This is a genomic window from Methylomonas sp. (assembly GCF_023228165.1).
GTDB lineage: Bacteria > Pseudomonadota > Gammaproteobacteria > Methylococcales > Methylomonadaceae > Methylomonas.
Genome location: NZ_JALOBS010000022.1, coordinates 1 through 23,738, shown reverse-complemented (window position 1 = coordinate 23,738; position 23,738 = coordinate 1). Strand labels below are relative to the sequence as shown.

Sequence of the window (23,738 nt, the reverse complement as noted above, 5' to 3'; positions counted from 1 at the left end):
GATTATTGGTGTGTTATCGGGTTTACTCCTTTGTAAGAATTGAAATGATAAAAAGTTAGTGAAACGGTGTGTATGCCAATACAGAGAGTTCATCAAAGATTAACTAGGCACTCTCAACTTGCGGCTTTCCTGAAATTGCAGCACCAGGCTGTATACCACCGGAAACACCAGCAGACTCAATATCAACACCGTCAACATGCCACCCATCGCAGGCGCGGCGACGCGTTGAGTGACATCCGCTCCAGTACCGCTAGCCCACATGATGGGCATCAAGCCGATGATGTTGGCCAGCGAGGTTATTGCAACCGGTCGCACCCGCAGGGCCGTGGCGGCTTCGGCTGTGGCTATGATTTCTGCAGCGCTGAGCGGTGCTTGCTTTTGTGCCCGCAGTTTATCCATCTCAATATCGATAAAACTCAACACCATGACGCCGGTTTCAGCGGCTGTGCCCGCCAGGGCGATAAAACCAACATAGACGCCAATTGAGAGATTAAATCCAAGCCAGTACACCAGCCAGATGCCACCGATCAGGCTGAAAGGGATGGTGAGCATGACGATAGCCGGCTCGGTGATATTACGGAACGAGCAATACAGCAGGATGAATATCAGCAGCAGAGTGATAGGTACCACCATTTTCAAGCGTTTTGCCGCCCGTTCCATATATTCGAACTGACCCGACCAGGCTACGGTGTAACCGGGTGGGAGTTTGACCTGTTCGGCCAGGTTTTTTTGCGCCTGGGCTACAAAGCCGCCAATATCAGCGGTTTTAATGTCTACATAAATCCAGGCATTGGGGCGGGCATCTTCGGTTTTAATCACATCAGCGCCGCGGGTAAAATTAATGTCAGCCACCAGGGTTAATGGTATCTGACTGCCGGTGGGCGTTGGAATTAGCACCCGCCGCAAGGCTTCCAGGTTGTCGCGCAGATCACGCGGATAACGTAAATTAACCGGATAACGCTCCAGCCCTTCCACAGTTTCGGTGATGTTCATGCCGCCAATCGCACTTTGAATCACATCTTGCACATCACCCGTGGTCAGTCCGTAACGGGCCGCCGCTTCCCGGCTAATATCAAAATCCAGAAAATAGCCGCCGACCGCCCGATCTCCGTAGGCCGACAAAGTATCTGGTAATGTCTTCATCGCACGTTCAATCTCAAGCGATAGCTTTTGCAGAACATTCAAGTCTGGCCCTGACACCTTGATGCCGACCGGGGTTTTAATACCGGTCGACAGCATGTCGATACGGGTTTTGATCGGCATGGTCCAGGCGTTGGCTAAACCCGGAAAATGTATGGCTTTGTCCATTTCGGCCATCAGCGCTCGGGTGGTTTTGCTCGGGTCGGGCCATTGCTGTTGCGGCTTGAGCTTGACGGTGGTTTCCACCATCATCAGCGGCGCCGAGTCGGTGGCGGTCTCAGCCCGGCCGATCTTGCCGAATACATGCTCCACTTCGGGAAAGGTTTTTAAAATCTTGTCGGTCTGCTGCAACACTTCCCTGGCTTTGGTGATGGAAATGCCGGGAAAAGTAGACGGCATGTACAAAATATCGCCTTCATCCAAAGGCGGCATGAATTCACTGCCGATTTTGGAAATCGGATAAATTGTTGACGCCATCAATAGTGCCGCCAGGATGACTGTCACCAGCCGCCAACGCATCGCCGACTTTAATACCGGCGCGTGTATAAAATGCAAAAAGCGGTTGATCGGGTTCTTTTGCTCGGGAATGATTTTGCCGCGCACAAAATATCCGACTAATACGGGCACCAGGGTGACGGTCAAGATCGCCGCTGCCGCCATGGCGTAGGTTTTGGTAAAGGCCAGCGGACTGAACAGACGGCCTTCCTGAGCCTGCATGGTGATAATCGGCAGGAAGGAGACGGTAATCACCAACAGTGAGAAAAATAAGCCGCTACCCACTTCCCGACAGGAGGCACCGATGACTTGCCAGCGTTCTTTTTCGGTGAGTTCGGCCTGTTTCTTTGCAACAGCGGCGGCCAGATGCTTGTGGGCATTCTCCACCATCACTACCGCGCCATCGACCATGTCGCCAATCGCCAGCGCAATGCCGCCCAGTGACATGATATTGGCATTCAGGCCTTGCCATTTCATGATGATAAACGCCATCAGTATGCCCAGCGGCAAGGTGATGATAATTACCAGCGAGGAACGTATATGCAGTAAAAACAAAGCTACCAGACTGCAGACTATGATCAGTTCCTCAATTAGGGCCTCGTTCAGAGTGTCCACGGCCCGTTCGATTAAGCTGCCGCGATCATACACGGTGACGATGTCCACCCCTTCCGGCAAGCCCTTTTTGAGTTGCTCGAGTTTCTCGCGCACGGCCTCGATGGTGGCTAGGGCATTTTCACCAAAGCGCATGATCACCACCCCGCCCGCGACTTCACCTTCGCCGTTCAACTCGGTGACGCCGCGGCGTAATTCAGGGCCGATTTGGATATGGGCGACATCCTGCAAACGGATCGGTGTGCCATTGGCATCGACACCCACCGGAATGGTATTCAGGTCGGCAATGGATTTGATGTATCCCAAGCCTCTGACCATGTATTCGGTCTCCGCCATTTCAAATAAACGGCCGCCGACGTCGTTATTGGAGCGCTTGATCGCAGTGATGACCGTGGATAATGGAATCTGGTAGGCCTGCAGTACATTCGGATCGACTTCCACCTGGTATTGTTTGACATAGCCACCGACGGAGGCGACTTCAGACACCCCAGGCACCGTCTGTAAGGGATAGCGTAAATACCAATCCTGAATGGAACGCAGTTGGGCCAGGTCGTGTTTGCCGGTTTTGTCCACCAGGGCGTATTCGTAAATCCAGCCCACCCCTGTGGCGTCCGGGCCTAAAGTGGGTGTGACGCCTTGCGGTAAACGGCCTTTGACGTAATTGAGATATTCCAGTACCCGCGAACGGGCCCAGTACATATCGGTGCCGTCCTCAAAAATGATGTAGACAAACGACAAGCCGAAGAAGGAATAGCCGCGCACCACTTTGGCATGCGGCACGGCCAGCATGGCGGTGGTTAAAGGATAGGTGATCTGATCTTCAATCACTTGGGGTGACTGGTCGGCATATTCGGTGAAGACGATCACCTGCACATCCGACAAATCCGGTATCGCATCCAGCGGCATGTTTTTAAATGACCACAGGCCGGCCAAGGCCAGGATAGCCGCAGCCAATAACACCATAAAGCGGTCTTTTAACGAACTGTTGATCAGCCAATCAGTCATGTTGATGATCTCCATGATCATTGACGGACGGCTCACTATTCGGTGTTGACACGGCTTCAGGTTCGCGCATCTTGGCGGTGGCTTCATGCAATCTCGATTCGGAATCGATTAAAAATTGCGCGGATGTGACCACTTCTTCACCGGCATTCAGCCCCTCGACGATGGCAATATCGCTACCGGATGCCAGACCGGTGGTGACCAGTCGCGGCTCAAATTTGCCTGCGCCTCGCACCACGAACACCTGAGTCTGGGCTCCGGAACGAATCACCGCTTCAGCAGGGATTACCACTGCATCCAGTTGTTTGCCGGCATGAATGGTGATTTCGGCGAACATGTCCGGTTTTAATAGCAGTCCGGTATTATCAAAGGTCAGCCGTACTTTAATAGTGCGGGTTTTGGCTTCGGCGTAGGGATAAATGAAGGCCAACTTACCTTTGAAGGTACGTCCCGGTACCCCTGCCAGACGCATTTCCACCGGATCACCTTCTTTAACCCAGGGCAGCTCGTATTCATAAATATCGGCATAGGCCCACACCTTGGATAAGTCCGCGATCATGTACAGTTCGGTTTCCGGAGTGACGTATTGCCCCTCACGGGCGCCGATATTGATGACAATACCGCTGGCCGGGGTATGGATGTGCAGACTTTTTTTGATGTGATGGGTTTCAGTCAGGTCATGCAATTGGTGCGTGGGCACATCTAATAACTTTAAACGCTCGCGTGAACTCTTCACCAGGTCTTCCGCGCCGCGACGAATGTCTTCGATGGGGCTTTTTTCCAACACTTTCAGGTTATTCAGGGCCAGCACGTATTCCTGCTGACTGGCCACCAATTGCGGCGAATAAATGCTCAATAAGTCTTCATTTTGTTTTACCCATTGGCCGGTTTTATCCACCCTGAGTGTTTCAATCCAGCCCTCGGTTTTGGGGTGCAGACGCACGATACGTTCTTCGTCATAAGCGATGCGCCCTACTGCCCGAACCACATGTGAAAGCAGAGTTTGTTTGGCAATCGCTGTACGGACGCCCATATTTTGTTCCGTCACGGCATCGATTTTTACCGTGCCAAGCGGATCGCCGGAGGCGGCGTTAGCGTCGGCATACACCGGCACATAATCCATACCCATATTGTCTTTGGCGGGTACCGGGGAGGTCACGCTAGGGTTCATCGGGTTGCGATAAAACAGAATTTTGCGTTCGACCGTTTTATCAGTGGATCCGTCAATGTCATCGTTGGTGTAAACGGCTACATAATCCATGCCCATGGCATCTTTGGCGGGTACGGGCGAGGTAGCCGATGGATTCATGGGGTTGCGATAATACAGCGGTTGTTTGGTGGCTGTTTTGGTAATAGTTTCAGACTGTGGCTTGTCTGCCAACCAGTAACCGCCAATCAGGCCAATTGTCAGCATAGCGGCTGCGGTCAATAGCAGTTGCTTATTCATAAATAGCATCCTCGCCTACATCCGCGCTTAGTTGCGCTAGCGCTTGCTGCGCTTCGGTAAAGGCTTTCCAGTATTGGGTTTCGTATTCGAATAGCGTGATCTGGCTGCGCACCAGGTTCAGAAAATCGACTTTGTTGACCTGATAACCGGCCAGCATGGAGGCCACGGTTTGCCTCGCTTGGGGAATGATGCCGGTATCGAACAGCACAAACTGTTGTTGGGCGCGCTGATAATCGCTATGCGTTTGGCTGATTTGTGCCCGCACATTATTCCATTTGTCCTGCAAGGTATAGCGCTGTTGCAGCAGTTCGCTAGTACGCTGATCGATGGCTTTTTCCTGTTTGCTGCCGGCGAAGATCGGTACGTTCATGCTTACTCCCAGGCTCAATAAGTCCGAGCGGCGAGTGCCGTCGGGCATGTTTGACCGCGCACCATAAGCAGCTTCGATATTGAAATCGGGCAAGAGGTCTTTATGGGCGAAATCCAGCCTGGTCTGGGCGGCATTAAGGGCTTGTCGTTCGCTGGCCAACAACGGTCTGGCGGTTTCTGCTTGTTGATACAGCTGATTTTCCGTTTTGATCTCCGGCAACTGCAAAGGCAAGGTGGCGGAAACTTGCACGGGATGATTGGCCGGCTGATCCAGTAAGGCATTCAATCTGGCTACCGTGCTGCGGCGTAAGCCGGTTAATCCAATCTTTTGATCCAGCAATTTGGATAATTCCAGCTGAGCCAGCAATACATCCTGCTGTAAACCCTCACCCACTTCATATTTAGTGCGGGCGATATCGACAAACTGGTGTAACAAGCTGTGATTGCTAGCGACAATCTCCAGCGCCCTATCTAGATAAAACACTTGCCACCACAACGTTTTGACGTCGCTTATTAGTCGCAGACGTACTTCATCAGCATTTAGATTGGCCGCTTCGGCTTCATAGTTGGCCGCCTGTTCCTTGAGTGCCAACTTGCCGGGGAACGGAATGGCTTGAGACAGGCCGAAACTCATTTGCGTCATATCGACTTGCCGGGTATTAAAGTTATCCACCGGCAGACTCATGGCGTTAAAACTGATTTGCGGATCAGGCAGGCTGCCTTCTTGCGAGGGAATGGCCGCCATGGCTTGAGCACGGGCCAGCATTTGCGCCAGATCAGGATTATCCTGTGTGACTTTTTGCGTGGCCGCCTCCAGGGTTAACAGCGACTGTTCATTGGCAACGGCAAAGCCACAAGCCAGCACCAGTGCAGCGACCGACAGATAACGGGTTAATTGCAATACGGATGACATGATTGTTCTCGAAACGTTGTTGTCACATGGTAACCAGTTGGGGCATAGACACGGCAAAAATCACCGAGCCGACGAGAATTGAGTTACCTGGAATAGTCGAGCGGTGTCTTTAGGGAAAGACACTATCGACCTAAAACGCTTAGAAGGGAGAGATGGGTGGCCTGATAGCCGGAGGCGCAATCAGGGAGAGTGGCTCCAGTTTTTCTGAAAGACTATAAAAACTTGGGCTATGAGTTGAAATGAATTGAAAAGTCGAGATCACTGCGCAGTCGGCGCAAACATGAAAGCCACAGCCAGATGACTGTAGTTTATCGGGATGTGACGAATGCGGTTGGCAATGATCGGCAGCTTGCTGCTCTGATTGAGTGTTTTGATTTGCATGGTCCACCGTCATAGAAACAGGCAACGCCGCAATTTGACTGGCAACATCCGTGTAATGCGCATAGGTCACCGCCATAGGCATGAGAGCCATAATGAGCGTTAACATCAATACTATGCGATTGCTGAACATGTGATTCAGTTTAACCAGATAAAAGTCTAAAACTTAAGTGTAGGGATCTTCATTACTTATTTATCGTAGCCCTATTGCTCCAAAAATACAATGCAATTAACCTGGTTTCATGTACCGAACCACAAGCGATCCAGGCGTCGGATTTGTTAGTCAAGCTGTTACCTGGCTCATGTTCTTAAAATTCGCTAAACAGCATTGACCCGACGGGTTTCTGATGTCACACGCACATTCGTTCGCTTTGGTGCGTTGCTTGATGAAATTTATGATCGGTTCTTCCCTGTGATCGTTGAGCGCTGATAAATACCGCTCGGCATCAATATCAAAACAGTAACAAAGTGCGTTATTTTGAATCGCTGGATAGCTTCGTAAATGCTGTTTTGGAATAGTGTTATCCGCACTGGAAAAGTACCCAACCGAGCATAGTTTGGCCGGGCAAAAATAATAGCTATCAGTGATAAGCGACTGGTTCTCTGGAAACCTAACCTGATGGTAAAGCGTAGGCATACCGACACTTTTACAAGTCGAACCACATTCAGGACAAATCTGTTTGGTTTTGGTGGATGTATTTGAGCAGCAGCAATCAGACATAGACCAACCCTCAGCTTTATCGAGAAACCGGTGGAGCGAGGGAACCCGGATATCCCGCATTCGTGGTGGCTTTGATCAATGCTGTACTATCGGTTTTTAGGCCATCGAACGTGACCACCGCAGTTTTGGCATCGTAATCGACAGTCACTTCTTTTACGCCTTTGACCTTCTGCAAGGCTTTTTTGATGGTGACTGTACATAGGGTACAGGTCATGTTTTCTATATTCAGCGTCACCGTTTGCTGTTGGTTTGGCTGTGCAACAGTTGTTTCAGCACAGGCTGCCGGCATCCATAGAGCGCTTGATGACAAGCTCAAAATTAACAAACTGGTTTTAATGGTCATATCGGACTCCGATCAAGCCATGAAAAAAGGTGCTACCCAGGGAAAGGCCAGCAGTAGCAGAATGAATACGGAACCCAACCAAAAAATTAGGCGTTGTCGGTTTTGGATGTCGGATGTGGCACAGATATCACCTTCCTCGCAACGGTAAGGCGTTAGATAGAGTTTTCGATACCCGAGTCCTATAAAAAGCAGGGTTAAGATGATGAAAAATGGTCGGATCGGTTCCAGTGTCGTCAACGTGCTTATCCATGCGCCGCCAATACCCAACGACAACAGCAAAAATGGCCCGACACAGCATGCCGAAGCCCCTATAGCAGCCAATAGGGCTCCGATACCTAACCATGACGGGGTGTTAGCGGGGGTTTCAGGGTCTGTATTCATAGTAATCTCCTAATCCAAACCATGCTCAATATTGGCAAGGAGTCTAAACCCTGTTGCTTAGAACAGAGTCAAGTCCGAGATAAAAAATTAGGGCTGGGTTGATGTGTCTTCGCTAAAGGCATCGAGAATAGCGCAATGAGCGGATGACGCTGTCTGCTGGCAGTCGTTGACCATAACTCCCAATATCTGCCGAAGAGCCGTTAAGTCCCTGATTTGTTGATCGATCTGCTGGCATTTCTGCTCAGCGAGTTGCCGTACATCGGCACAGTGCGCCCCGTCAAGCGATAGTAAGGTGGCAATTTCTTTCAAGGTAAACCCAGCTTGTTGCGCACGTTTGATAAAACGGATTCGGCTAACCGCATCAGCTGAATAACAGCGATAACCGCTATCAGGTTTGTCAGGTTCCATCAATAAACCGATGCGTTGATAGTGGCGAATGGTTTCTACAGTGACACCGGTTTGTTTGGCAAGTTTGCCTATGGTTAAAGCCGGCATTTTATTGAGCCTTAAATCAAAGGAGTTTTATTGTCATGCATTTTCCAATTACTAGACATTAGGCGTCCAGATTTTTCACTTTTTGTGTCTCTCGTTTTTTACTAACTTGTCAATTTTTTTTAATGGTTTCATACGACATCTCCAGGTAGATATGCGTCATTACATTAAACCCAAAATCCGATAAGAACCCTTGGTATTCAGTACAACGGTCACTGGCGAGCTGGATTTGTTTTCCCAAAACCAGCCGTGAGAGCCTTCGAATGGTGCTGATAAAGAGCCGCTCGACTGATTGTCGGTACTTTCTTTGTAGCTTTTAAAATAACCGGTCTTATCGCCTTGCGGTTCGCCATGAAAATCAAAATAAAGTCTTGCTCCGTCGGTAGCCCATGAATATTCCAGGGCAGCGCCTTTTATCAGATGGAATTTGTATTCCAGCCCCTCGCCGGCGGGCACCACGATTTTGACAGTATCCTGCCACTGGGTCGTGGGTGGTTGTTGACCATTTTGCGCCAAGTTTTCAGCGGTGTTCTGTGCCGGACAGGCAATCGTCAGCGACTGACTCGTGGCTGTTGTTTGCGTGGATAACGCGGTTAAGCCTGTCATGCGTCCGAAGCCGGTCGGGTCAATGCCGTATTCAGCCGGCAGGATGGCGGTAATGAGAATAAGACCAGCCAGCAGCGTTGCAAAAATGGACGCGATAGTTAGGGATTTTAACGATTGAACGGGAGGCTTGGTGTCATTCATGGTGTTATCCGTTGATGATGTAGCCGGTCATTTGGTAACCGAACAGAATCAGTCCTCCGGTCATTAAAAGGGTGTTGGTAGCGGTGGAAAAGGAATAGTAACTACGGTGTCGACGCCAAAAATCGAGAGTGATCAAGATAAACAACAGAGCCACAAATTGGCCTATCTCCACGCCGACATTAAAGGCCAATAAATTTTTCCATAGCTCTGCTTGAGGCAAGGAGAAATCCTGCAATTTGGTCGCCAAGCCAAAACCATGAAACAAGCCAAAAATCATCACTGCCCATTTGGTATTGGGTTGAAAGCCCAGCAAGCGCTGAAAACCGCCCAGGTTATCAAAGCCTTTGTAGACAATGGACAGTCCGATAATCGCATCGATCAGAAACGGATTGACTGCGATATTGCTTAACACGCCGAATAACAGCGTCAAGCTATGTCCCAAGGTAAACAGGCTGACATACACCAACACGTCTTTGGTGCGGAATAAAAAGAAAATTACACCGACTAAAAACAGCAGATGATCATAACCGGTGACCATGTGTTTGGCGCCGATATACAAAAACGGTCCGATGGCTATGCCCTGGTTTACCTGTAAAAAACGTTCGGTATTGGCATCAACGCCATGAGCCAGGACACTGGAATTGAGAAAGCATAAGAACAACGGTAAGCCTATAAGCCAGGCTAGACGGGATCTTGGTGGTGTCATATTTAAAATATTCAGTGGGAGAAAAGTAGCACTTTATTGCCTATGGTAAACGACACGCTGGATTACCTCAATTCGTTGCAATGGATGTCGAGCTTGGTGATGGGATTTGTGTGGCAAATCCCCGCCTATTAATTTGTAATGTATTTTACATGGTAGTAATATTTGCTACATGAATATTTGGCATTTACTTATAATTAGTCTTCCCACCGAGAACGCAACCGCACGGATGCGTATCTGGCGGTCATTGAAAGCTTGCGGTGCGGCAGTGCTGCGTGATGGCGTCTACCTAATGCCTGATCGCGATCCTTGCCGCGAAACATTAGAAATCATCGCGGTAGAAGTTCGTGAGAATGGCGGCAGCGCATTGGTTTTGCGGACTGATGAGCCGACCGATAGCCATTTCATTAGCCTGTTCGACCGTCGTGATGAATATTCTGCTTTGTTGGCAGACATAGTCAAGCAACGTGGCGAACTGTCTGTTGATACGGCTCAAGACTTTATCAAGCAGACCAGAAAGCTGCGCAAAGTGTTTGCCAACCTGTCTGCTATCGACTTCTTTCCCGATGAAGCGCAACGGCAAACAGAGAGTGCGCTGAGCGAACTCGAACTGTCGACTGTTCGAATATTATCCCCGGATGAGCCACATTCGATTGAAGGCTTAATCTCACGCCTATCAATCAATGATTATCAAGGCCGTACTTGGGCGACTCGCTGCCGACCATGGGTGGATAGACTGGCTTGTGCCTGGTTGATTAGGCGCTTTATCGATCCTCAAGCGCATTTGCTTTGGTTAGCGTCTGCCAGTGATTGCCCCGCTAATGCTCTCGGTTTCGATTTTGACGGTGCCTCGTTTAGTCATGTGGATGGCCGGGTGACCTTTGAAGTGTTATTAGCCAGTTTCGATCTTGAACAACCTGCACTCAAACGGCTGGGTGGGCTCGTACATTTTCTGGATGTCGGCGGTGTGCAACCACCCGAAGCCGTTGGTATTGAAAGTGTGTTGGCTGGACTTCGCGATGCCATTAACGATGATGATCAACTGCTCGCGGCTGCCAGTGCAGTGTTTGACGGCTTGCTGGTAACGTTTGAGAAAGGAATAAACACACGATGAGTCAATCTGAAAATCAATCATCTGCGAATACATTGATCAAGCCCGATCCGGTTGGCTTTTGGGAAGCCTTCCGTTTTTGGTTAAAGCTTGGTTTCGTCAGTTTCGGTGGCCCGGCCGGGCAAATCGCCATCATGCATCAGGAGTTAGTGGAAAAGCGCCGTTGGCTTTCCGAAAAGCGATTCTTACATGCGCTGAATTACTGCATGTTGCTGCCGGGACCGGAAGCCCAGCAGTTGGCCACCTATATCGGTTGGCTGATGCATCGCAGCTGGGGCGGCATTGTTGCCGGTGGTTTGTTTGTGCTGCCATCATTATTGATTCTGATCGGTTTGAGCTGGATTTATCTGTCCTTTGGTCATATCACGGGGATTGCCGGTGTACTGTACGGAATTAAACCGGCGGTGACGGCCATTGTGATTTTTGCTGCGTATCGAATCGGATCAAGGGCACTTAAGAATGGGGTGCTGTGGACCATGGCGGGATTGGCTTTTTTGGCCATTTTTTTATTCGATACACCCTTTCCGCTGATCGTGTTGGCGGCCGCCATCCTCGGCGCTATTAGCGGTAAGCTTGCTCCGCAGAAATTCACTGTTGGCGGCGGACATGGCTCGGCTAAAACAAGCTTCGATCCCGCATTGATTGACGACAATACGCCAACACCACCGCATGCACTGTTTAGCTGGGCGGGCTTGGTAAAAGTGATACTGGTTGGCCTGATTTTGTGGGGCGGCGTAATCGGTTTTCTTTGCGCTCGCTATGGTTGGGGCGGTGCATTGACGCAGATGGGCTGGTTCTTCACCAAAGCGGCGCTACTCACCTTTGGTGGCGCCTATGCCGTCTTACCCTATGTATATCAGGGGGCTGTTGAACATTTTCAATGGCTGACGCCACATCAAATGATTGATGGTCTGGCTCTCGGCGAAACCACACCGGGACCGCTGATCATGGTGGTGACCTTTGTCGGTTTCGTCGCAGGTTGGGTAAAAGAAATCTTCGGTCCCGATCAGCTATTTCTAGGTGGTGCCATTGCGGCAACGGTGGTGACCTACTTTACCTTTTTGCCCAGTTTTATATTCATTTTGGCCGGTGGTCCATTGGTGGAATCGACTCACGGCAAGCTGAAATTCACTGCGCCTCTGACCGGCATTACCGCTGCCGTCGTCGGTGTGATTCTCAATCTGGCGGTGTTTTTCGCCTGGCATGTGTTCTGGCCACAAGGTTTTGCAGGACATTTTGATACGGTTTCTGCACTCATTAGCCTGTGCGCTCTTTTGTCATTGTTTCGTTACAAAGTAGGTGTTATCCCCGTCATCGCTGCCTGTGGCGGTGCCGGTCTGTTGTTTAGTTTCATCAAAATCTGGCTTGCCCAGCAAGGAGTTACCGTATGAACACAATTCGCCAATCTCAAATTTTAGCGCTGTTAATTTCATCACTACTGGGCGTAGCCTATGCTCAAGAGCCAACTCAGCATACTGGCGTACTGGATATCGCCAAGATAGAGCAACTGACTGGCGCCAAAGGCAAACTCGATACCGCCGAAAATGCGTTCAAAGTCACCGTGCCACGCAGTGATCTGGCTGTCACCGTGGCAGGCGTGAAAATGACAGCGGCGACCGGATTCACCTCATGGGCTGCTTTTTCGCCAGTAGGCGATAAAACTATGGTGATGGGGGATATGGTGTTGCAGGAAGACCAGATTAATCCGGTGATGAGCTCAGCATTGGAAAATGGCATTGAGGTTACTGCCCTGCATAACCATTTCTTGTGGGATACGCCAAAAGTGATGTTCATGCACATCGGCGGCAGCGGCGATGCAGAAAGTCTGGCGACCAGTATCGGCAAGGTGTTTGCCAAAATCAAGGAAACCAGCAGCGCTAAAACCCATGTAAAACCTAAGTCGTTTGATGCCGGTAAAACCTCGCTTGATCCCAAACCCATCGAAACGATTATTGGTGCGCCAGTAGAGAAAACTGGTGAAGTGTATAAAGTCACCATCGGTCGAACCACACAAATGGATGGTCATCCGGTTGGCAAAACCATGGGGGTGAATACTTGGGCGGTATTTGCCGGCAGCAATGACAAAGCCATTGTCGAAGGCGATTTCGCTGTGCTGGAAACTAAACTGCAAGGTGTACTGAAAGCTTTGCGCGGTGCGGGTATCGCCATTACCACGATACACAATCACATGGTCGGCGAATCCCCGAGGATTGTTTTTCTGCACTACTGGGGTGAAGGCATAGCCAGTGATCTGGCCAAAGCCTTTAAAGCCGCGCTAGATGCTCAATCGAAAACTTGAGGAAATACCCATGCAATGGATCACCCGTGAACGGCCAAAAATTGATCGAATTGCCTGCCCTTGGCTAATTGCCCGCTTCATAGATAAAGATGCTGAATTTGTTTACGTCACTGCCGATCAGGTATTTCGAGTAGCAGAGGAAACAGGCGCTATTCCTTATGACATTCCTGGCGCCGAACTTTCACATGTCGGGGAACTATGCAGTTTCGATGCCTTTTTGAGTCGGTACGGACTGGATGATCCTGCCTTACAACAGCTGGCAAGCATTGTGCGAGGCGCAGACACATCGAGACTGAATCTGACACCCGAATCGTCAGGGCTATATGCTATATCGCTGGGCCTATCCCACATTTTCAATAATGATCACGACATGCTCAAACAAGGTTTGGTACTTTACGATGCACTCTTTGCATGGTGTCGCCATTGCCAGAGCGAAACACATAACTGGCCGCCTTCTTCCGCATAGACGAATAGTAAAAGGGAGGATTGGACAGTTCATAGGAAATCATCTCCATTTATCTGAAAAGCATGAGTCAACCGCCACAGTCTTCGCCATCACTTTTTCGCAATCGAAATTTCAGCTTACTCTTTTCCGCCCAGCTTATATCGCTCGCGGGTAGCGGGGCCACGACGGTTGGGTTAGCACTATTCGCCCATCAATTGGTGGGCGGCAGTTCGGCAGCGACTGTGATAGGTAATGCCTTGATGTTACGCATCCTGGCGTTTTTACTGTTTTCCCAGCCGGCAGGGGTGCTGGCAGATCGCACGAACCGCAAACTGTTGTTGATTTTAGCCGACCTCGTTCGCGTCGTTTTGATGGCGTTATTTCCGTTTGTACACAGCGTATGGCAAGTCTATCTGATGATATTTTTGATTAACGCTGCGTCAGCTTTTTTCACGCCTACCTATGATTCCACTCTTCCAGAAGTGGTTGGCAGCGATCAGTATGTCAAAGCGCTATCGCTTTCACGGATAGCGGTCGATATGGAAGCCGTTTTAGGCCCTGCTGTCGCTGGGTTACTGGTTACTCTACTAGGCTTGAACTGGTTGTTTTGGTTTGATGCCGCCACCTATTTAGCTTCTGCCGCTCTAGTCACCGCCAGCGTGTTGCCGCATGTATCCAAACCGAGTATTCAGTTTTCGTTCAGAACCTTTCTGGGTGAATTGACCTATGGCACCCGGATATTGCTTCATCAGGCTGTTTTGCGACGGGCATTGTTGTTGAATTTGGTTGAAGCGATTGCTGGGGCGGCGGCGATCGTGGCGACGGTGGTGTATGTCAAAGATGTATTGATGCTGGGTGAAAATGAATTTGTGTTGGCGATGTCAGGGTTGGGCCTTGGTTCCACGGTCACCGCGCTGTTTTTGGGATGGGCTACGGGGCGTTACGAGTCAAGCGCTAAAGGACCTTCTGAACTGCATGGTCGACGCCATCAATGGACTGAACGTGCTTTGCTGACAGGTGGCGTGGTCTTGGGGTTGATACTGTTACCGGGTATGAAGCAGCCGCCATTCTTGTTGTTCGTCGGGCTATGGCTGTTGAATGGCGTGGGGCAGGCGCTCATCGCATTGTCTTCTTCAACCTTACTGGCCGAACATACACAAAAAACTGATCGAGGGAAGGCTTATGCCGCACATTTCGCGCTGACGCATATGTTTTGGCTAATCACTTATCCTGCCATCGGATACGGTGTGAGCAGTTTTGGAGCACCGTTGACCTTTACCATCGCCGGAGCGATTTGTTCTGTTATCGCCATGCTCGCGATCATTTCGCGTAAACCCAACCACGATCATGTACACCGATAGCAAATTGAATTTTGCGTGACAGCCTGTTGGCCAAGAAACTCATTTCTTTGGGCGACATTTGGTACGGGCCAACGCCAATTGCAGCGGAGGGGTCTTCTATACCATGCTTTGGGTTTTGTCGTTTCACCGTTGGGCAACAGGACCTTTATACAGCCGCTACGCCGTTTGATTTGAATAGGGAATGGCGACTAAATGAAGGATTGCGGACATAGCTGACTGACATCGGTGACTGGCAGCAAGGGGTCGATCGCGACATTTCGCCACTTTCAAAAGCTATCATTCACTACTGACGTAATCGTATCGGAATCGGTGGCTGGATTGGGGTGGAATATGCAGGGCGCCCCAGAATTCGGAAAAAATCGTCCGCCAAGGGGATGAGGTGTCCGGTTGTGCGAATAGACGTTGAGCCGGAATCGGTAAGAAATGCACGAACCCAGCTAACTCTGACGCTATTTCTCCGTTCGTACAGACACCAAGTCGATTTGCGCTCCAATCTGACACCCTCTGATTGGCGTTAGACACAGTTCGTCGAATTTGCGCATGGTACGCTTATCCATGACGCCAGCCTCATGCAAACCTTCGGCGGTTTCATGTACGGAGGCCATCAAACGGCTACGGTATTCTTTTTTCATTGCAGATCACCTCTATCAATATCTGGGTTGTCAATGCGCAGTCCAGTGCCGCTTCGTCATACTTCTGGATTGCCAGTCGCCAATTTCCGCAAAGCAACCCTTGCCTTGCAGGGGCATGAAAGCAGACCAATTGATCAGGATTATAATTCAGTGACTGCCCTTATGCTCTGCCCATATGCGCTTGACCTGGCTTTGGCTACATCCGGCCAGCTCAGCGGTCCGTTTGATAGTATGTCCTGCTCCACGCAGCGCAACGATACGCTGATGTGTCGTGGTATCAGGGATGCGACCCGCATACTTACCGGCGATCTTGGCAAGCTGAACACCTTGGCGCTGTCGCTCTCGGCGAGTCTCATAGTCATCACGTGTCATTTGCAGGGCAAGTTTAAGTAATAATTCCTGCACCGACTCCAAAACGATCTTGGCCACACCATCGGCCTCAGCCGCAAAATCGGATAAATCGACTAGGCCCGGCACAGCCAGTCTTGCTCCCTTGGCCCGGATTGATCCGACTAGTTGTTCGGCTTCGGTCAAGGGAAGCCGGCTGATACGATCAATTTTCTCGGCAACGACGACTTCGCCTGATTGTAAGTCTGCAATCATTCGAAGTAGCTCGGGTCGATCAGCACGAGCACCCGAAGCCTTTTCACGGTAGATGCCGGCGATGTAATACCCTTCCGCCCGAGCAGTATGGACGATTTCAGTTTGACGGGTAAGGTCTTGTTCTTCGGTACTGACACGAAGGTAGATACGAGCAACTTTCATGGTTGGGCGGCCAAAATGGGTATACTTAATTTAGCCCAGTATAAATCATATGGCCAATAATTAGAACCGCAATGTAATTTGGCCATCACCTACTTGGCTATCTATTTTGGCTACTACCGCTGTCAGAAGACGACTGCAACAATATCAGAAGCCAACTTCATTACTTAAGATACCTTTCAATATAGGTGGGTTGGCTAGAAATCTTTCGGGGGGAGACTGCGAACACAGGGTTCGACCTTAAAACAAAAATAACTAAAAAATAAGCCGGCATGTCGCAACTGACAGAATTACTTATTGTTGATTAATCTGCTGACATCAACTTTGACCATCCGCTGACTGCAGCTTTGAAAAGTGACACTACTTTAGTACATATTTTTTAAGCCCTGTCCGAAACCGGTCGATTTTGGACATAAATGTCAAAAGACGACTGCACGAATATCAGAAGTTGACTGCACACATTAAGAACCCCCCTCTCTAGGTTCGTCGGACAGCGCCAAAAAGCAATTTAGCGCCCCAAACCATATTCTTATGAAGAGAAGTGCTGAGCAAAATGACGCACTGTGCAGATGTCTATTGATATTTTTTTGCTCAATAGTTGACTTCACCAAGTGGTTCTAGCCCAATAAGATGGTGCAGTCGTCTTCTGACATTGGCATCCGTACCATTAATATAGGTGTGTCATTTTCAGAAGCCGGCCTCAAGCATCAAGCCCCCCCCCCAACGCGACCACCCCAAGCTCATTGCTCTAGCCGCAAAATGCCTTATACCTTTTTCGGTTTTTCGGTTTTTTCCGGTTGTTGGTTTCCAATGGCCTGCATCAACTGAGCGGCCTGGATTTTCATGGCTTCCAATTGGCCGGTTAGCTTGGCAAGCTCTTCTCGGGTTTTACCCGCCTCCCCTTTGGCGCCATCTCTTTCCGCTTCAAGCTTTATAAGCTTATCGGCGACTCGCTGTAGCTCCGTGGCAGCCCTTTTTCTCTCTTCCTTATGGGACTCTTCAGCGGCTTCCGCCTTGGTCTGTACTTTGGTCAGTTCCGTTTTCACTTTATCCCGTTCTACCGCCAATTCTTGTGCCGCCCGCTTTTGATCCGCCAATGCTTGCCGGAATTGTGCTTGTTCGGCAACATGCTGCTCGCCCGCTACCTTCGCGTTTTTTTCGACCGCCTCTAGCCGTTCGCGTAAGGTAGCCAGTTCAACCGCTTTAGCTTGATCAGTCGCTAACACTTCGGCCAGACGTTTTTCCAACTCCCCTACCCTGGACCGTTCTTCTGCCAGCATAGCCTCTAACTCATCGACAGCTTGCGAAGCATCGGCAAGTTCGCGCTCCGCTTGGGCCTGCTGTTCGCCCGCAGCCCGCAAGACATCCGCCACACGGCGCTCTTGGGTCTTGACGGCTTTGTCGTTTAACTCCACGGTCAAGGTATTGATTTTGTCCACCAAGACCTTGGTCATGGCCGCCAAGGTTTCAGCGACCTCGACGGGCAGCTCTGCTACCGGCTCTGCATTGGTCACCGACTGACTGACATTGTGCTTATCCCACACTTCTTTAAGTCTTTTGGGATCGCCACCGCCGGTGATTTTGCGCAAGGCAAAGCCCGTTACATTCCGATTGGCCCTCACCAATGCCTCGCCGGCTTCAATAATGCGCTCATCGGTTATATCGGCGGGACGACCCACTGCGGAATCAAGCTCTTCTTTCATGACGGCCCCCATCAATTTGACTGTGTACATAGTCTAGCACAAATCAAGAAACAAAGTAATTAAGAAACAAAGAAAGTAATAATTAAAGTAAGAAACATAAAACGAAAGAAAATAACGATAAAGAAAGTAATTGGAAAGGAAGAAAGTCGTGTCGGGTTGCCGGGCTGTGCGGCAAAAATTTCAATGCAATAATCCTGGGGTTGGCTTAAAGTCGCCCTGATATGAAAAAACTAGGCCGAAACGATCCCTGCCCTTGTGGCAGCGGTAAAAAATATAAGCAGTGCTGCTTGAAGACAGCAGACGCCCAGATTGCGCATGATCGGGCTGAAGCCGTCCCGAAAGCCATCCAGTGGCTGTTCACGAAGTATGAGCAGCCGGCCCGTGCCGAGATTGATGAAGGGTTTTTTGGGGGACTCGACGACGATGAATATGCCGGGCTTCAGGACCTACCCGAGGACTCGTATGCCGGCATTATGATCAATGCCATGGAATGGCTGCTGGCAGATGGCATGCTGACCCTCAAAGACCAGGACTATCGTGTTGCGGATTTGTTACTGGGAAAAGGGGGTCCGCTATTGTCTGCTGAACAGCGACAATGGCTTGAGCGTCTCACGGCCCTACCCCTCAGGCTTTACGAAATTGTGGCGGTGGTGCCCGGCAAATGCCTGACATTAAGGGATGTGATGCTACCCGAACACCCGCCCGTTCTCGTCCAGGAAAAATCGGGCTCACAACAAGCCAACCGGTACGATCTGATCGCGGCACGCATCGTGCCGGTTGACGCTCATTTTGAACTGTCCGGCGCCGTTTACTCCTTCCCCCGCCAACAAAGCTGGGATTTGTTGGAAGAACTCAAAGACGAATTAGAGGGCGTCGATCCGGATTCTGCTCTCGCCAAGGAAATCACTGGTGCCATCATTCCGTTTCACTGGCTCCAGTTATTTGTCAGGGCCTTTGAAATGCCGCCAGTGGTTGATCATGTCACGGGTGAATCGCTGCTGTTCGTGACAGATCATTACGGGGTTCTGGACTGGGACGCATTGGACCAGGCCTTGACCAGTGCAGCTGATATCGAAGGCAATCGTGATGCAGGTTGGAGCCGTATATTTGTAGGCGAAGATGGGCTGACACGGCGAAGTCTCAGTATTCATCCCGGCAAACGCCAGGATCGAATCAAAGTGTCCTATCATACTCAACAGTATGCGGACGAAGGCAGACCTTGGTTCGAAGCGGTTTCAGGCACTACGGTGGCCTTTATCAGCCGGGAACTGGCCGCCCCCAAAGGCATGCTGGCAAATATGCAGCCTCATGACATCCCGGAAAGGTCGGAACCGATACCCCTGCCACCCGAGATAATAGGCGAGCTCATAGAGAAAAGAATTCGGCAGCTTTACGCTGACTGGGCTGACAAGCCATTACCGATATTGAACAATCAAACGCCGCGCGAGGCCATCAGAACCCCGGAAGGATTGGAACAAGTCAAATTCTTGCTGCACACCTACGAACATGGCGAAGCCCAGCAAGCCAAAGCGCAACATCGCCCTCCGGTTTCCTATGAGTTTCTTTGGCAGTCAGTAGGGATCGCACCGTAAGTACCGGGGATGGTTAATCTGATCCCAGGACAGGGTTACAGGCCTTTAATGGTGGGGAACGCCAGTTTCGAAGCATTGACCCGGTTGCGCAAATCAAGGCCCGGTTTAAAATGAACGGTGTGCCGACTCGGTAGACTGACAGACTCCCCGGTCTTGGGATTCCTGCCGATACGTGCTTTACGGGGAATCGTTGAAAAACCACCAAATCCGCGAATTTCAATTCGTTCGCCAGTGGCGACAGCGTTAATCAAAACATCAATGATAGGGGTAAGACAAGCAGTCGCGTCACCAGCCGCCATTTTAATCTGTCGAAAGTCCAGTGGCGGGGGGGGGGATACAAATCGGAAAAGCGCATGTTACCTACTCGGCCTTTGCCGATACTGGACTCTTCTGAAAGCCGACGGTTCGGAATGACTATTTTCATGCACCACGAATCACTACTGGCGGCCTTTTGCAGCCATTTCGAAGTCCAAAAAGTCAGATTACTAATTCAGCCGCGTAGATGTACATCGGCAAAAAACTGGGTGTTTCGCTCTTCGTGTGCTAGATTCATCAAAGATGAATACCTTACGACACTCCAAAAACTGGCTCTCTATTGCGCTGATCCTCGCTATCCTTGGTCATTTTGGCCTGGGTCATCGCGATGCGTCGGCCTTTGTTCTGTGTTTTGGGGAGGATGGCCATGTCGCTGTGGAGCACGTCGGGTATGATCATGGCATTGGTCCGGACAAAATCGACCATTTCAGCGATACAGCCGGTGTTCATTTCACCGACGACGATGCACCTTGTAACGCCCCATGCACCGACATCGCTCTGGATGGCGATGATCACATCCCATTGTCGTTAACGGATTTTGTAAAAATAGCGCTTGATAGCGGGCTATTGTCGATATTTTTCCTATTGTCGCTGTTGTCGCTTCATGACCGACCTTTTATTCGGCAATCGGCATTTTTCGATCCACCGTTCACCGATCCCCGACTGCTCGCTTTGCGCAGTATCGTTTTACTGATTTAGCCCCATCTCCTAGCTGCAACCTACCAGCCAAAGACGCAGATTTACCTGTGTTTTTTGCTGACGTTACCTCTATGCTACGGAGAAGTTTTCCATGTTCTCGAATTATATGCGGTCATTTGGCATCGCATTGTGTTGTTTCATCATTGCCGGTCCGGTAGATGCCAGCCCGACAGACGGCACGCTGCCCCCGGCCCAACCAGACCATCAGGTTCCGAGTGATTCCAGTCTGCCAATCGTCGAGGAACCGACCGGCTTCTTGGTCTTATCTCAAGCCCTGGCTTTAGCGTTAACCCAAAACCCGGAACTGTCCGCCTATTCCTGGGAGAGCCGGGCTCAGGAAGCCTCCACCTTACAAGCCGGATTACTCCCTAACCCCACTTTCAACGCCAATGCTTCGAACTTCGGTAATCGGGTTCTTCAGGGCTTCGATGGCGATTCAGTTACCTTGGAACTCAGTCAATTGATCGAGTTGGGTGGTAAGCGTACCGCACGCATCGAAGCCGCCGCGCTGACCAAGCAGCTCGCCGATTGGGACTACGAAGCCAAACGTGCCGATGTGCTTACCCAAGTGACTCAAGCCTTTATTGACGTGTTGGCCGCCCAGCAACAGTTGGCACTAACCCAACAAACGCATGAATTGGCGAATCAGACGGCGGTGACGACGGCTGCACGGGTACAGGCCGGCAAAGTATCGCCCGTCGAAGAAACCAAGGCCAAAGTCGCGCGTGCCTCGGTGCAAATTGAGCTGATGCGTGCTCAGAAGGAACTGGAAGCCGCTCGCAAGCGTTTAGCCGCTGGCTGGGGCAGTACGGCACCGCGGTTTGAGGCGGTGAGCGGTAATTTGGAAAACATCCAGGTACCGGCTTCCCTGGACTCATTGGCGCAACGCCTGTCTAAAAATCCTGATTTAGCCCGCTGGGCCACTGAAATCACCCAACGTCAGGCCCTCATCGCCATGGAAAAGTCCAAGGCCATCCCGGATGTGACCGCGACCGTCGGCGCCAGTAAATATCTGATGCCCAATGATTACGCTTTAGTGGTGGGTTTCTCGGTGCCCTTGCCGGTGTTTGATCGCAATCAAGGCCGCATTCAGGAAGCCGAGCATCGGTTGAGCAAAGCGGAACAGGACATGCGTAACACCGAAGTACGCATCGCCACGGCATTGAACACTGCCTATCAGGCTTTGGATATCGCCCATTCCGAAATCATGACCTTACGGCAAGAAATTCTGCCCGGTGCGCAAAGTGCCTACGACGCGGCCCGCGAAGGTTATCGTTTGGGCAAGTTCGGTTTTCTGGATGTGTTGGATGCACAGCGCACCCTGTTTGGCGCCAAAAATCAGTATTTAGTGGCCTTGGCCAATTATCACAAGTCCGTGGCTGACGTAGAACGTCTGGTTGGCAGCGGCATGAACGAGACAGCGGCGAATAGCCAACCCGAGGTATCACGATGAACACGATTAACAAAAAACAATGGACCGCTATTGCCGCGATTATTGCTGTCGGTCTCCTGCTCAGCCTATTCATTCTGAACATCGATAAGTCGATGCCGGAAGGCGAGGAACACGGCGAAGAAAGCCATGCAGCCGCAAAGCCCCATGATGCAGACAGCGATGAGGATCATGAACACGCCGATGCAGCCCAACAGGATCAAGGGCCGCACGGCGGCGCTGTTTACAGCGACGGTGATTTCAAGCTGGAAATCGTGCTCAGTGAAGAAGGCGGCGAACCACGCTTCCAGGTTTATGCGTTTGATCAGGATAAACCGCTACAACCCACGGCTGTGCAGCTCACCATGCGGCTGACACGCCCGAGCGGTGAACAACAGCAGATCGAATTCGAACCGAAAAAGACGTATTGGCAAAGCATCCAGGCGATTGAAGAGCCGCATGTCTTCGAAGCGAACGTGACGGCCAGACATGATGGTCAAACGGTTCAATTCGCTTTCAGTAAAGAAGAAGGCAAAGTGGCCTTGAGCGATCAGCAAATCGCTGAAACCGGTATCTCGCTGCAAACCGCCCGCCCGGCCCACATTGTCAGCGTTGTTACGCTACCCGGTGAAATTCGCTTCAATGAAGATAAAACCTCGCATGTGGTGCCGCGTCTGGCCGGTGTCGTCGAAAGCGTTTCCGCCAATCTCGGCCAAGCCGTGAAAAAAGGTCAAGTGATTGCAGTGATTGCCAGTACGGCGTTATCGGAACAGCGTAGCGAGTTGTTGTCGGCGCAACAACGTCTGGAACTGGCCCGTGCCACTTTCGCGCGGGAAAAGCATTTATGGGAAGACAAAATCTCGGCGGAGCAGGATTATTTACAAGCCCAGCAGGTGATGCGGGAAATGGAAATTGCCGTTCATAATGCCCAGCAAAAACTGATCGCACTCGGCGCAAGCCCTACAGTATCGGCTAATAGCGGCGCCCTCAATCGTTATGAAATTCGCGCACCGTTCGACGGCATGGTGGTCGAAAAGCACATTGCCCAGGGCGAAGCGGTCAAGGAAGACGCCAGTATCTTTACGATTACCGATCTGTCCTCGGTATGGGCGGAAATCAATGTCTCGGCGAAGGATTTGAATGTGGTCCAGGTAGGCAAGCGGGTCATCATTAAAGCCACGGCATTCGACTCTTCGGCTACCGGCACCTTGTCCTACGTGGGCGCACTAATGGGAGAACAAACCCGCACCGCCACGGCACGGGTCACGCTCGACAACCCGCAGATGGCCTGGCGGCCCGGCTTGTTTATCACCGTCGATCTGCCTGCAAAGGAAAGCGTCGTTCCGGTCGCAGTCGCCAGCGATGCCATTCAGATGGTGAAAAACCAAGCGACGGTCTTTATTCGCGTGCCGGGTGGCTTTATTGCCCAACCGGTTACGACCGGCTTGTCCGATGGCAAAGTCACCGAAATCGTAGCCGGACTGATGCCGGGCACGGAATACGCGGTTAACGGCAGCTTCGTCATTAAATCCGAGCAAGGCAAGGCAGGAGCTTCTCATGAACACTGATGTAGCAGCAAATCTCAGCCGTTATAAAAGCTTAATATTATCTGCGTTGCGTGCTCGTGAAGCGCTCTCAACTCTATTG

22 protein-coding genes are annotated in these 23,738 nt (G+C 50.8%); 9 read left to right on the top strand and 13 right to left on the bottom strand.

What is annotated here, in order from left to right; translation table 11 throughout:
• Positions 1-99: 99 nt before the first annotated feature.
• The 9 genes from M0R33_RS16245 to M0R33_RS16205 all read right to left on the bottom strand — a co-directional run bounded on the left by M0R33_RS16245 (position 100) and on the right by M0R33_RS16205 (position 9,746).
• Positions 100-3,252 (bottom strand): CusA/CzcA family heavy metal efflux RND transporter, encoded by a 3,153-nt coding sequence (locus M0R33_RS16245; protein WP_066986875.1) that lies wholly within the window; start codon positions 3,250-3,252, stop codon positions 100-102.
• Positions 3,245-4,696 carry an efflux RND transporter periplasmic adaptor subunit gene (locus tag M0R33_RS16240; RefSeq protein ID WP_198159403.1) on the bottom strand — a complete coding sequence of 484 codons (1,452 nt, stop codon included), beginning with the start codon at positions 4,694-4,696 and terminating at the stop codon, positions 3,245-3,247. The genes M0R33_RS16245 and M0R33_RS16240 overlap by 8 nt, the downstream gene beginning before the upstream one ends.
• Complete coding sequence (locus tag M0R33_RS16235) at positions 4,689-5,978, bottom strand: TolC family protein (protein WP_066986679.1); 1,290 nt, start codon at positions 5,976-5,978, stop codon at positions 4,689-4,691. Before M0R33_RS16235 ends, M0R33_RS16240 begins: the two co-directional genes overlap by 8 nt.
• A gap of 139 nt (positions 5,979-6,117) precedes the next feature.
• Entirely contained in the window at positions 6,118-6,489 is a 372-nt protein-coding gene (locus M0R33_RS16230; protein ID WP_066986682.1) for a hypothetical protein, read from the bottom strand.
• Positions 6,490-6,639: 150 nt separating this feature from the next.
• Positions 6,640-7,077, bottom strand: coding sequence for a hypothetical protein (locus M0R33_RS24465; RefSeq protein WP_366044079.1), 438 nt, complete (start codon positions 7,075-7,077; stop codon positions 6,640-6,642).
• Between the two features lie 16 nt (positions 7,078-7,093).
• Complete coding sequence (locus M0R33_RS24460; RefSeq protein ID WP_331725255.1) at positions 7,094-7,801, bottom strand: MerT/CopZ fusion-like heavy metal transport selenoprotein; 708 nt, start codon at positions 7,799-7,801, stop codon at positions 7,094-7,096.
• Between the two features lie 87 nt (positions 7,802-7,888).
• Positions 7,889-8,296 carry a MerR family DNA-binding protein gene (locus tag M0R33_RS16215; protein WP_066986690.1) on the bottom strand — a complete coding sequence of 136 codons (408 nt, stop codon included), beginning with the start codon at positions 8,294-8,296 and terminating at the stop codon, positions 7,889-7,891.
• A 159-nt stretch (positions 8,297-8,455) separates the two neighbouring features.
• Positions 8,456-9,040, bottom strand: coding sequence for a hypothetical protein (locus M0R33_RS16210; protein WP_066986693.1), 585 nt, complete (start codon positions 9,038-9,040; stop codon positions 8,456-8,458).
• Between the two features lie 4 nt (positions 9,041-9,044).
• Positions 9,045-9,746, bottom strand: coding sequence for a HupE/UreJ family protein (locus M0R33_RS16205; protein WP_066986696.1), 702 nt, complete (start codon positions 9,744-9,746; stop codon positions 9,045-9,047).
• Positions 9,747-9,915: 169 nt separating this feature from the next.
• On the opposite strand from M0R33_RS16205, the gene M0R33_RS16200 reads away from it, so the two are divergent.
• The 5 genes from M0R33_RS16200 (at position 9,916) to M0R33_RS16180 (ending at position 14,959) form a co-directional block, all read left to right on the top strand.
• Positions 9,916-10,857 carry a chromate resistance protein ChrB domain-containing protein gene (locus tag M0R33_RS16200; RefSeq protein ID WP_066986699.1) on the top strand — a complete coding sequence of 314 codons (942 nt, stop codon included), beginning with the start codon at positions 9,916-9,918 and terminating at the stop codon, positions 10,855-10,857.
• Positions 10,854-12,245 (top strand): chromate efflux transporter, encoded by a 1,392-nt coding sequence (gene chrA / locus M0R33_RS16195; protein WP_066986702.1) that lies wholly within the window; start codon positions 10,854-10,856, stop codon positions 12,243-12,245. The genes M0R33_RS16200 and chrA overlap by 4 nt, the downstream gene beginning before the upstream one ends.
• Positions 12,242-13,153: a DUF1259 domain-containing protein gene (locus tag M0R33_RS16190; RefSeq protein ID WP_066986704.1), complete on the top strand. Its 912-nt coding sequence runs from the start codon at positions 12,242-12,244 to the stop codon at positions 13,151-13,153. Before chrA ends, M0R33_RS16190 begins: the two co-directional genes overlap by 4 nt.
• A 10-nt stretch (positions 13,154-13,163) precedes the next feature.
• Complete coding sequence (locus tag M0R33_RS16185; protein WP_066986708.1) at positions 13,164-13,619, top strand: chromate resistance protein ChrB domain-containing protein; 456 nt, start codon at positions 13,164-13,166, stop codon at positions 13,617-13,619.
• 62 nt (positions 13,620-13,681) lie between these two features.
• Positions 13,682-14,959 carry an MFS transporter gene (locus M0R33_RS16180; protein WP_066986711.1) on the top strand — a complete coding sequence of 426 codons (1,278 nt, stop codon included), beginning with the start codon at positions 13,682-13,684 and terminating at the stop codon, positions 14,957-14,959.
• A gap of 449 nt (positions 14,960-15,408) precedes the next feature.
• On the opposite strand, the gene M0R33_RS16175 is transcribed toward M0R33_RS16180, so the two are convergent.
• From M0R33_RS16175 to M0R33_RS16165, 3 genes are all read right to left on the bottom strand, one after another.
• Positions 15,409-15,591: a hypothetical protein gene (locus tag M0R33_RS16175; protein ID WP_292571497.1), complete on the bottom strand. Its 183-nt coding sequence runs from the start codon at positions 15,589-15,591 to the stop codon at positions 15,409-15,411.
• Between the two features lie 147 nt (positions 15,592-15,738).
• The gene (locus M0R33_RS16170; protein WP_292571493.1) at positions 15,739-16,356 is read right to left on the bottom strand and encodes a recombinase family protein; all 618 of its coding nucleotides are present in this window, start codon (positions 16,354-16,356) and stop codon (positions 15,739-15,741) included.
• A gap of 761 nt (positions 16,357-17,117) precedes the next feature.
• Entirely contained in the window at positions 17,118-18,086 is a 969-nt protein-coding gene (locus M0R33_RS16165) for a DNA-binding protein (RefSeq protein ID WP_292571490.1), read from the bottom strand.
• A 191-nt stretch (positions 18,087-18,277) separates the two neighbouring features.
• Here M0R33_RS16165 and M0R33_RS16160 point away from each other — a divergent pair, with 191 nt between their 5' ends.
• The gene (locus M0R33_RS16160; protein WP_292571487.1) at positions 18,278-19,648 is read left to right on the top strand and encodes an SEC-C metal-binding domain-containing protein; all 1,371 of its coding nucleotides are present in this window, start codon (positions 18,278-18,280) and stop codon (positions 19,646-19,648) included.
• Positions 19,649-19,683: 35 nt separating this feature from the next.
• Here the strand turns inward: M0R33_RS16160 and M0R33_RS16155 are convergent, their stop codons facing one another.
• A complete protein-coding gene (locus tag M0R33_RS16155) occupies positions 19,684-19,947 on the bottom strand; it encodes an HU family DNA-binding protein (protein WP_292571483.1) in 264 nt (87 codons plus the stop codon).
• Between the two features lie 259 nt (positions 19,948-20,206).
• On the opposite strand from M0R33_RS16155, the gene M0R33_RS16150 reads away from it, so the two are divergent.
• The 3 genes from M0R33_RS16150 (at position 20,207) to M0R33_RS16140 (ending at position 23,659) form a co-directional block, all read left to right on the top strand.
• Positions 20,207-20,662, top strand: a complete 456-nt coding sequence (locus M0R33_RS16150) for a hypothetical protein (RefSeq protein WP_292571479.1) — start codon at positions 20,207-20,209, stop codon at positions 20,660-20,662.
• A gap of 91 nt (positions 20,663-20,753) precedes the next feature.
• Entirely contained in the window at positions 20,754-22,115 is a 1,362-nt protein-coding gene (locus M0R33_RS16145; RefSeq protein WP_292571476.1) for a TolC family protein, read from the top strand.
• Complete coding sequence (locus tag M0R33_RS16140) at positions 22,112-23,659, top strand: efflux RND transporter periplasmic adaptor subunit (protein ID WP_292571473.1); 1,548 nt, start codon at positions 22,112-22,114, stop codon at positions 23,657-23,659. Before M0R33_RS16145 ends, M0R33_RS16140 begins: the two co-directional genes overlap by 4 nt.
• Positions 23,660-23,738 lie beyond the last annotated feature (79 nt).

Bases quoted from the DNA above. Each gene is read 5' to 3' on its own strand.
- M0R33_RS16245 (WP_066986875.1), bottom strand. From the start codon at position 3,252: ATGACTGATTGGCTGATCAACAGTTCGTTAAAAGACCGCTTTATGGTG.
- M0R33_RS16240 (WP_198159403.1), bottom strand. From the start codon at position 4,696: ATGAATAAGCAACTGCTATTGACCGCAGCCGCTATGCTGACAATTGGC.
- M0R33_RS16235 (WP_066986679.1), bottom strand. From the start codon at position 5,978: ATGTCATCCGTATTGCAATTAACCCGTTATCTGTCGGTCGCTGCACTG.
- M0R33_RS16230 (WP_066986682.1), bottom strand. From the start codon at position 6,489: ATGTTCAGCAATCGCATAGTATTGATGTTAACGCTCATTATGGCTCTC.
- M0R33_RS24465 (WP_366044079.1), bottom strand. From the start codon at position 7,077: ATGTCTGATTGCTGCTGCTCAAATACATCCACCAAAACCAAACAGATT.
- M0R33_RS16215 (WP_066986690.1), bottom strand. From the start codon at position 8,296: ATGCCGGCTTTAACCATAGGCAAACTTGCCAAACAAACCGGTGTCACT.
- M0R33_RS16210 (WP_066986693.1), bottom strand. From the start codon at position 9,040: ATGAATGACACCAAGCCTCCCGTTCAATCGTTAAAATCCCTAACTATC.
- M0R33_RS16205 (WP_066986696.1), bottom strand. From the start codon at position 9,746: ATGACACCACCAAGATCCCGTCTAGCCTGGCTTATAGGCTTACCGTTG.
- M0R33_RS16200 (WP_066986699.1), top strand. From the start codon at position 9,916: ATGAATATTTGGCATTTACTTATAATTAGTCTTCCCACCGAGAACGCA.
- chrA (WP_066986702.1), top strand. From the start codon at position 10,854: ATGAGTCAATCTGAAAATCAATCATCTGCGAATACATTGATCAAGCCC.
- M0R33_RS16190 (WP_066986704.1), top strand. From the start codon at position 12,242: ATGAACACAATTCGCCAATCTCAAATTTTAGCGCTGTTAATTTCATCA.
- M0R33_RS16185 (WP_066986708.1), top strand. From the start codon at position 13,164: ATGCAATGGATCACCCGTGAACGGCCAAAAATTGATCGAATTGCCTGC.
- M0R33_RS16180 (WP_066986711.1), top strand. From the start codon at position 13,682: ATGAGTCAACCGCCACAGTCTTCGCCATCACTTTTTCGCAATCGAAAT.
- M0R33_RS16175 (WP_292571497.1), bottom strand. From the start codon at position 15,591: ATGAAAAAAGAATACCGTAGCCGTTTGATGGCCTCCGTACATGAAACC.
- M0R33_RS16170 (WP_292571493.1), bottom strand. From the start codon at position 16,356: ATGAAAGTTGCTCGTATCTACCTTCGTGTCAGTACCGAAGAACAAGAC.
- M0R33_RS16165 (WP_292571490.1), bottom strand. From the start codon at position 18,086: ATGTACACAGTCAAATTGATGGGGGCCGTCATGAAAGAAGAGCTTGAT.
- M0R33_RS16160 (WP_292571487.1), top strand. From the start codon at position 18,278: ATGAAAAAACTAGGCCGAAACGATCCCTGCCCTTGTGGCAGCGGTAAA.
- M0R33_RS16155 (WP_292571483.1), bottom strand. From the start codon at position 19,947: ATGGCGGCTGGTGACGCGACTGCTTGTCTTACCCCTATCATTGATGTT.
- M0R33_RS16150 (WP_292571479.1), top strand. From the start codon at position 20,207: ATGAATACCTTACGACACTCCAAAAACTGGCTCTCTATTGCGCTGATC.
- M0R33_RS16145 (WP_292571476.1), top strand. From the start codon at position 20,754: ATGTTCTCGAATTATATGCGGTCATTTGGCATCGCATTGTGTTGTTTC.
- M0R33_RS16140 (WP_292571473.1), top strand. From the start codon at position 22,112: ATGAACACGATTAACAAAAAACAATGGACCGCTATTGCCGCGATTATT.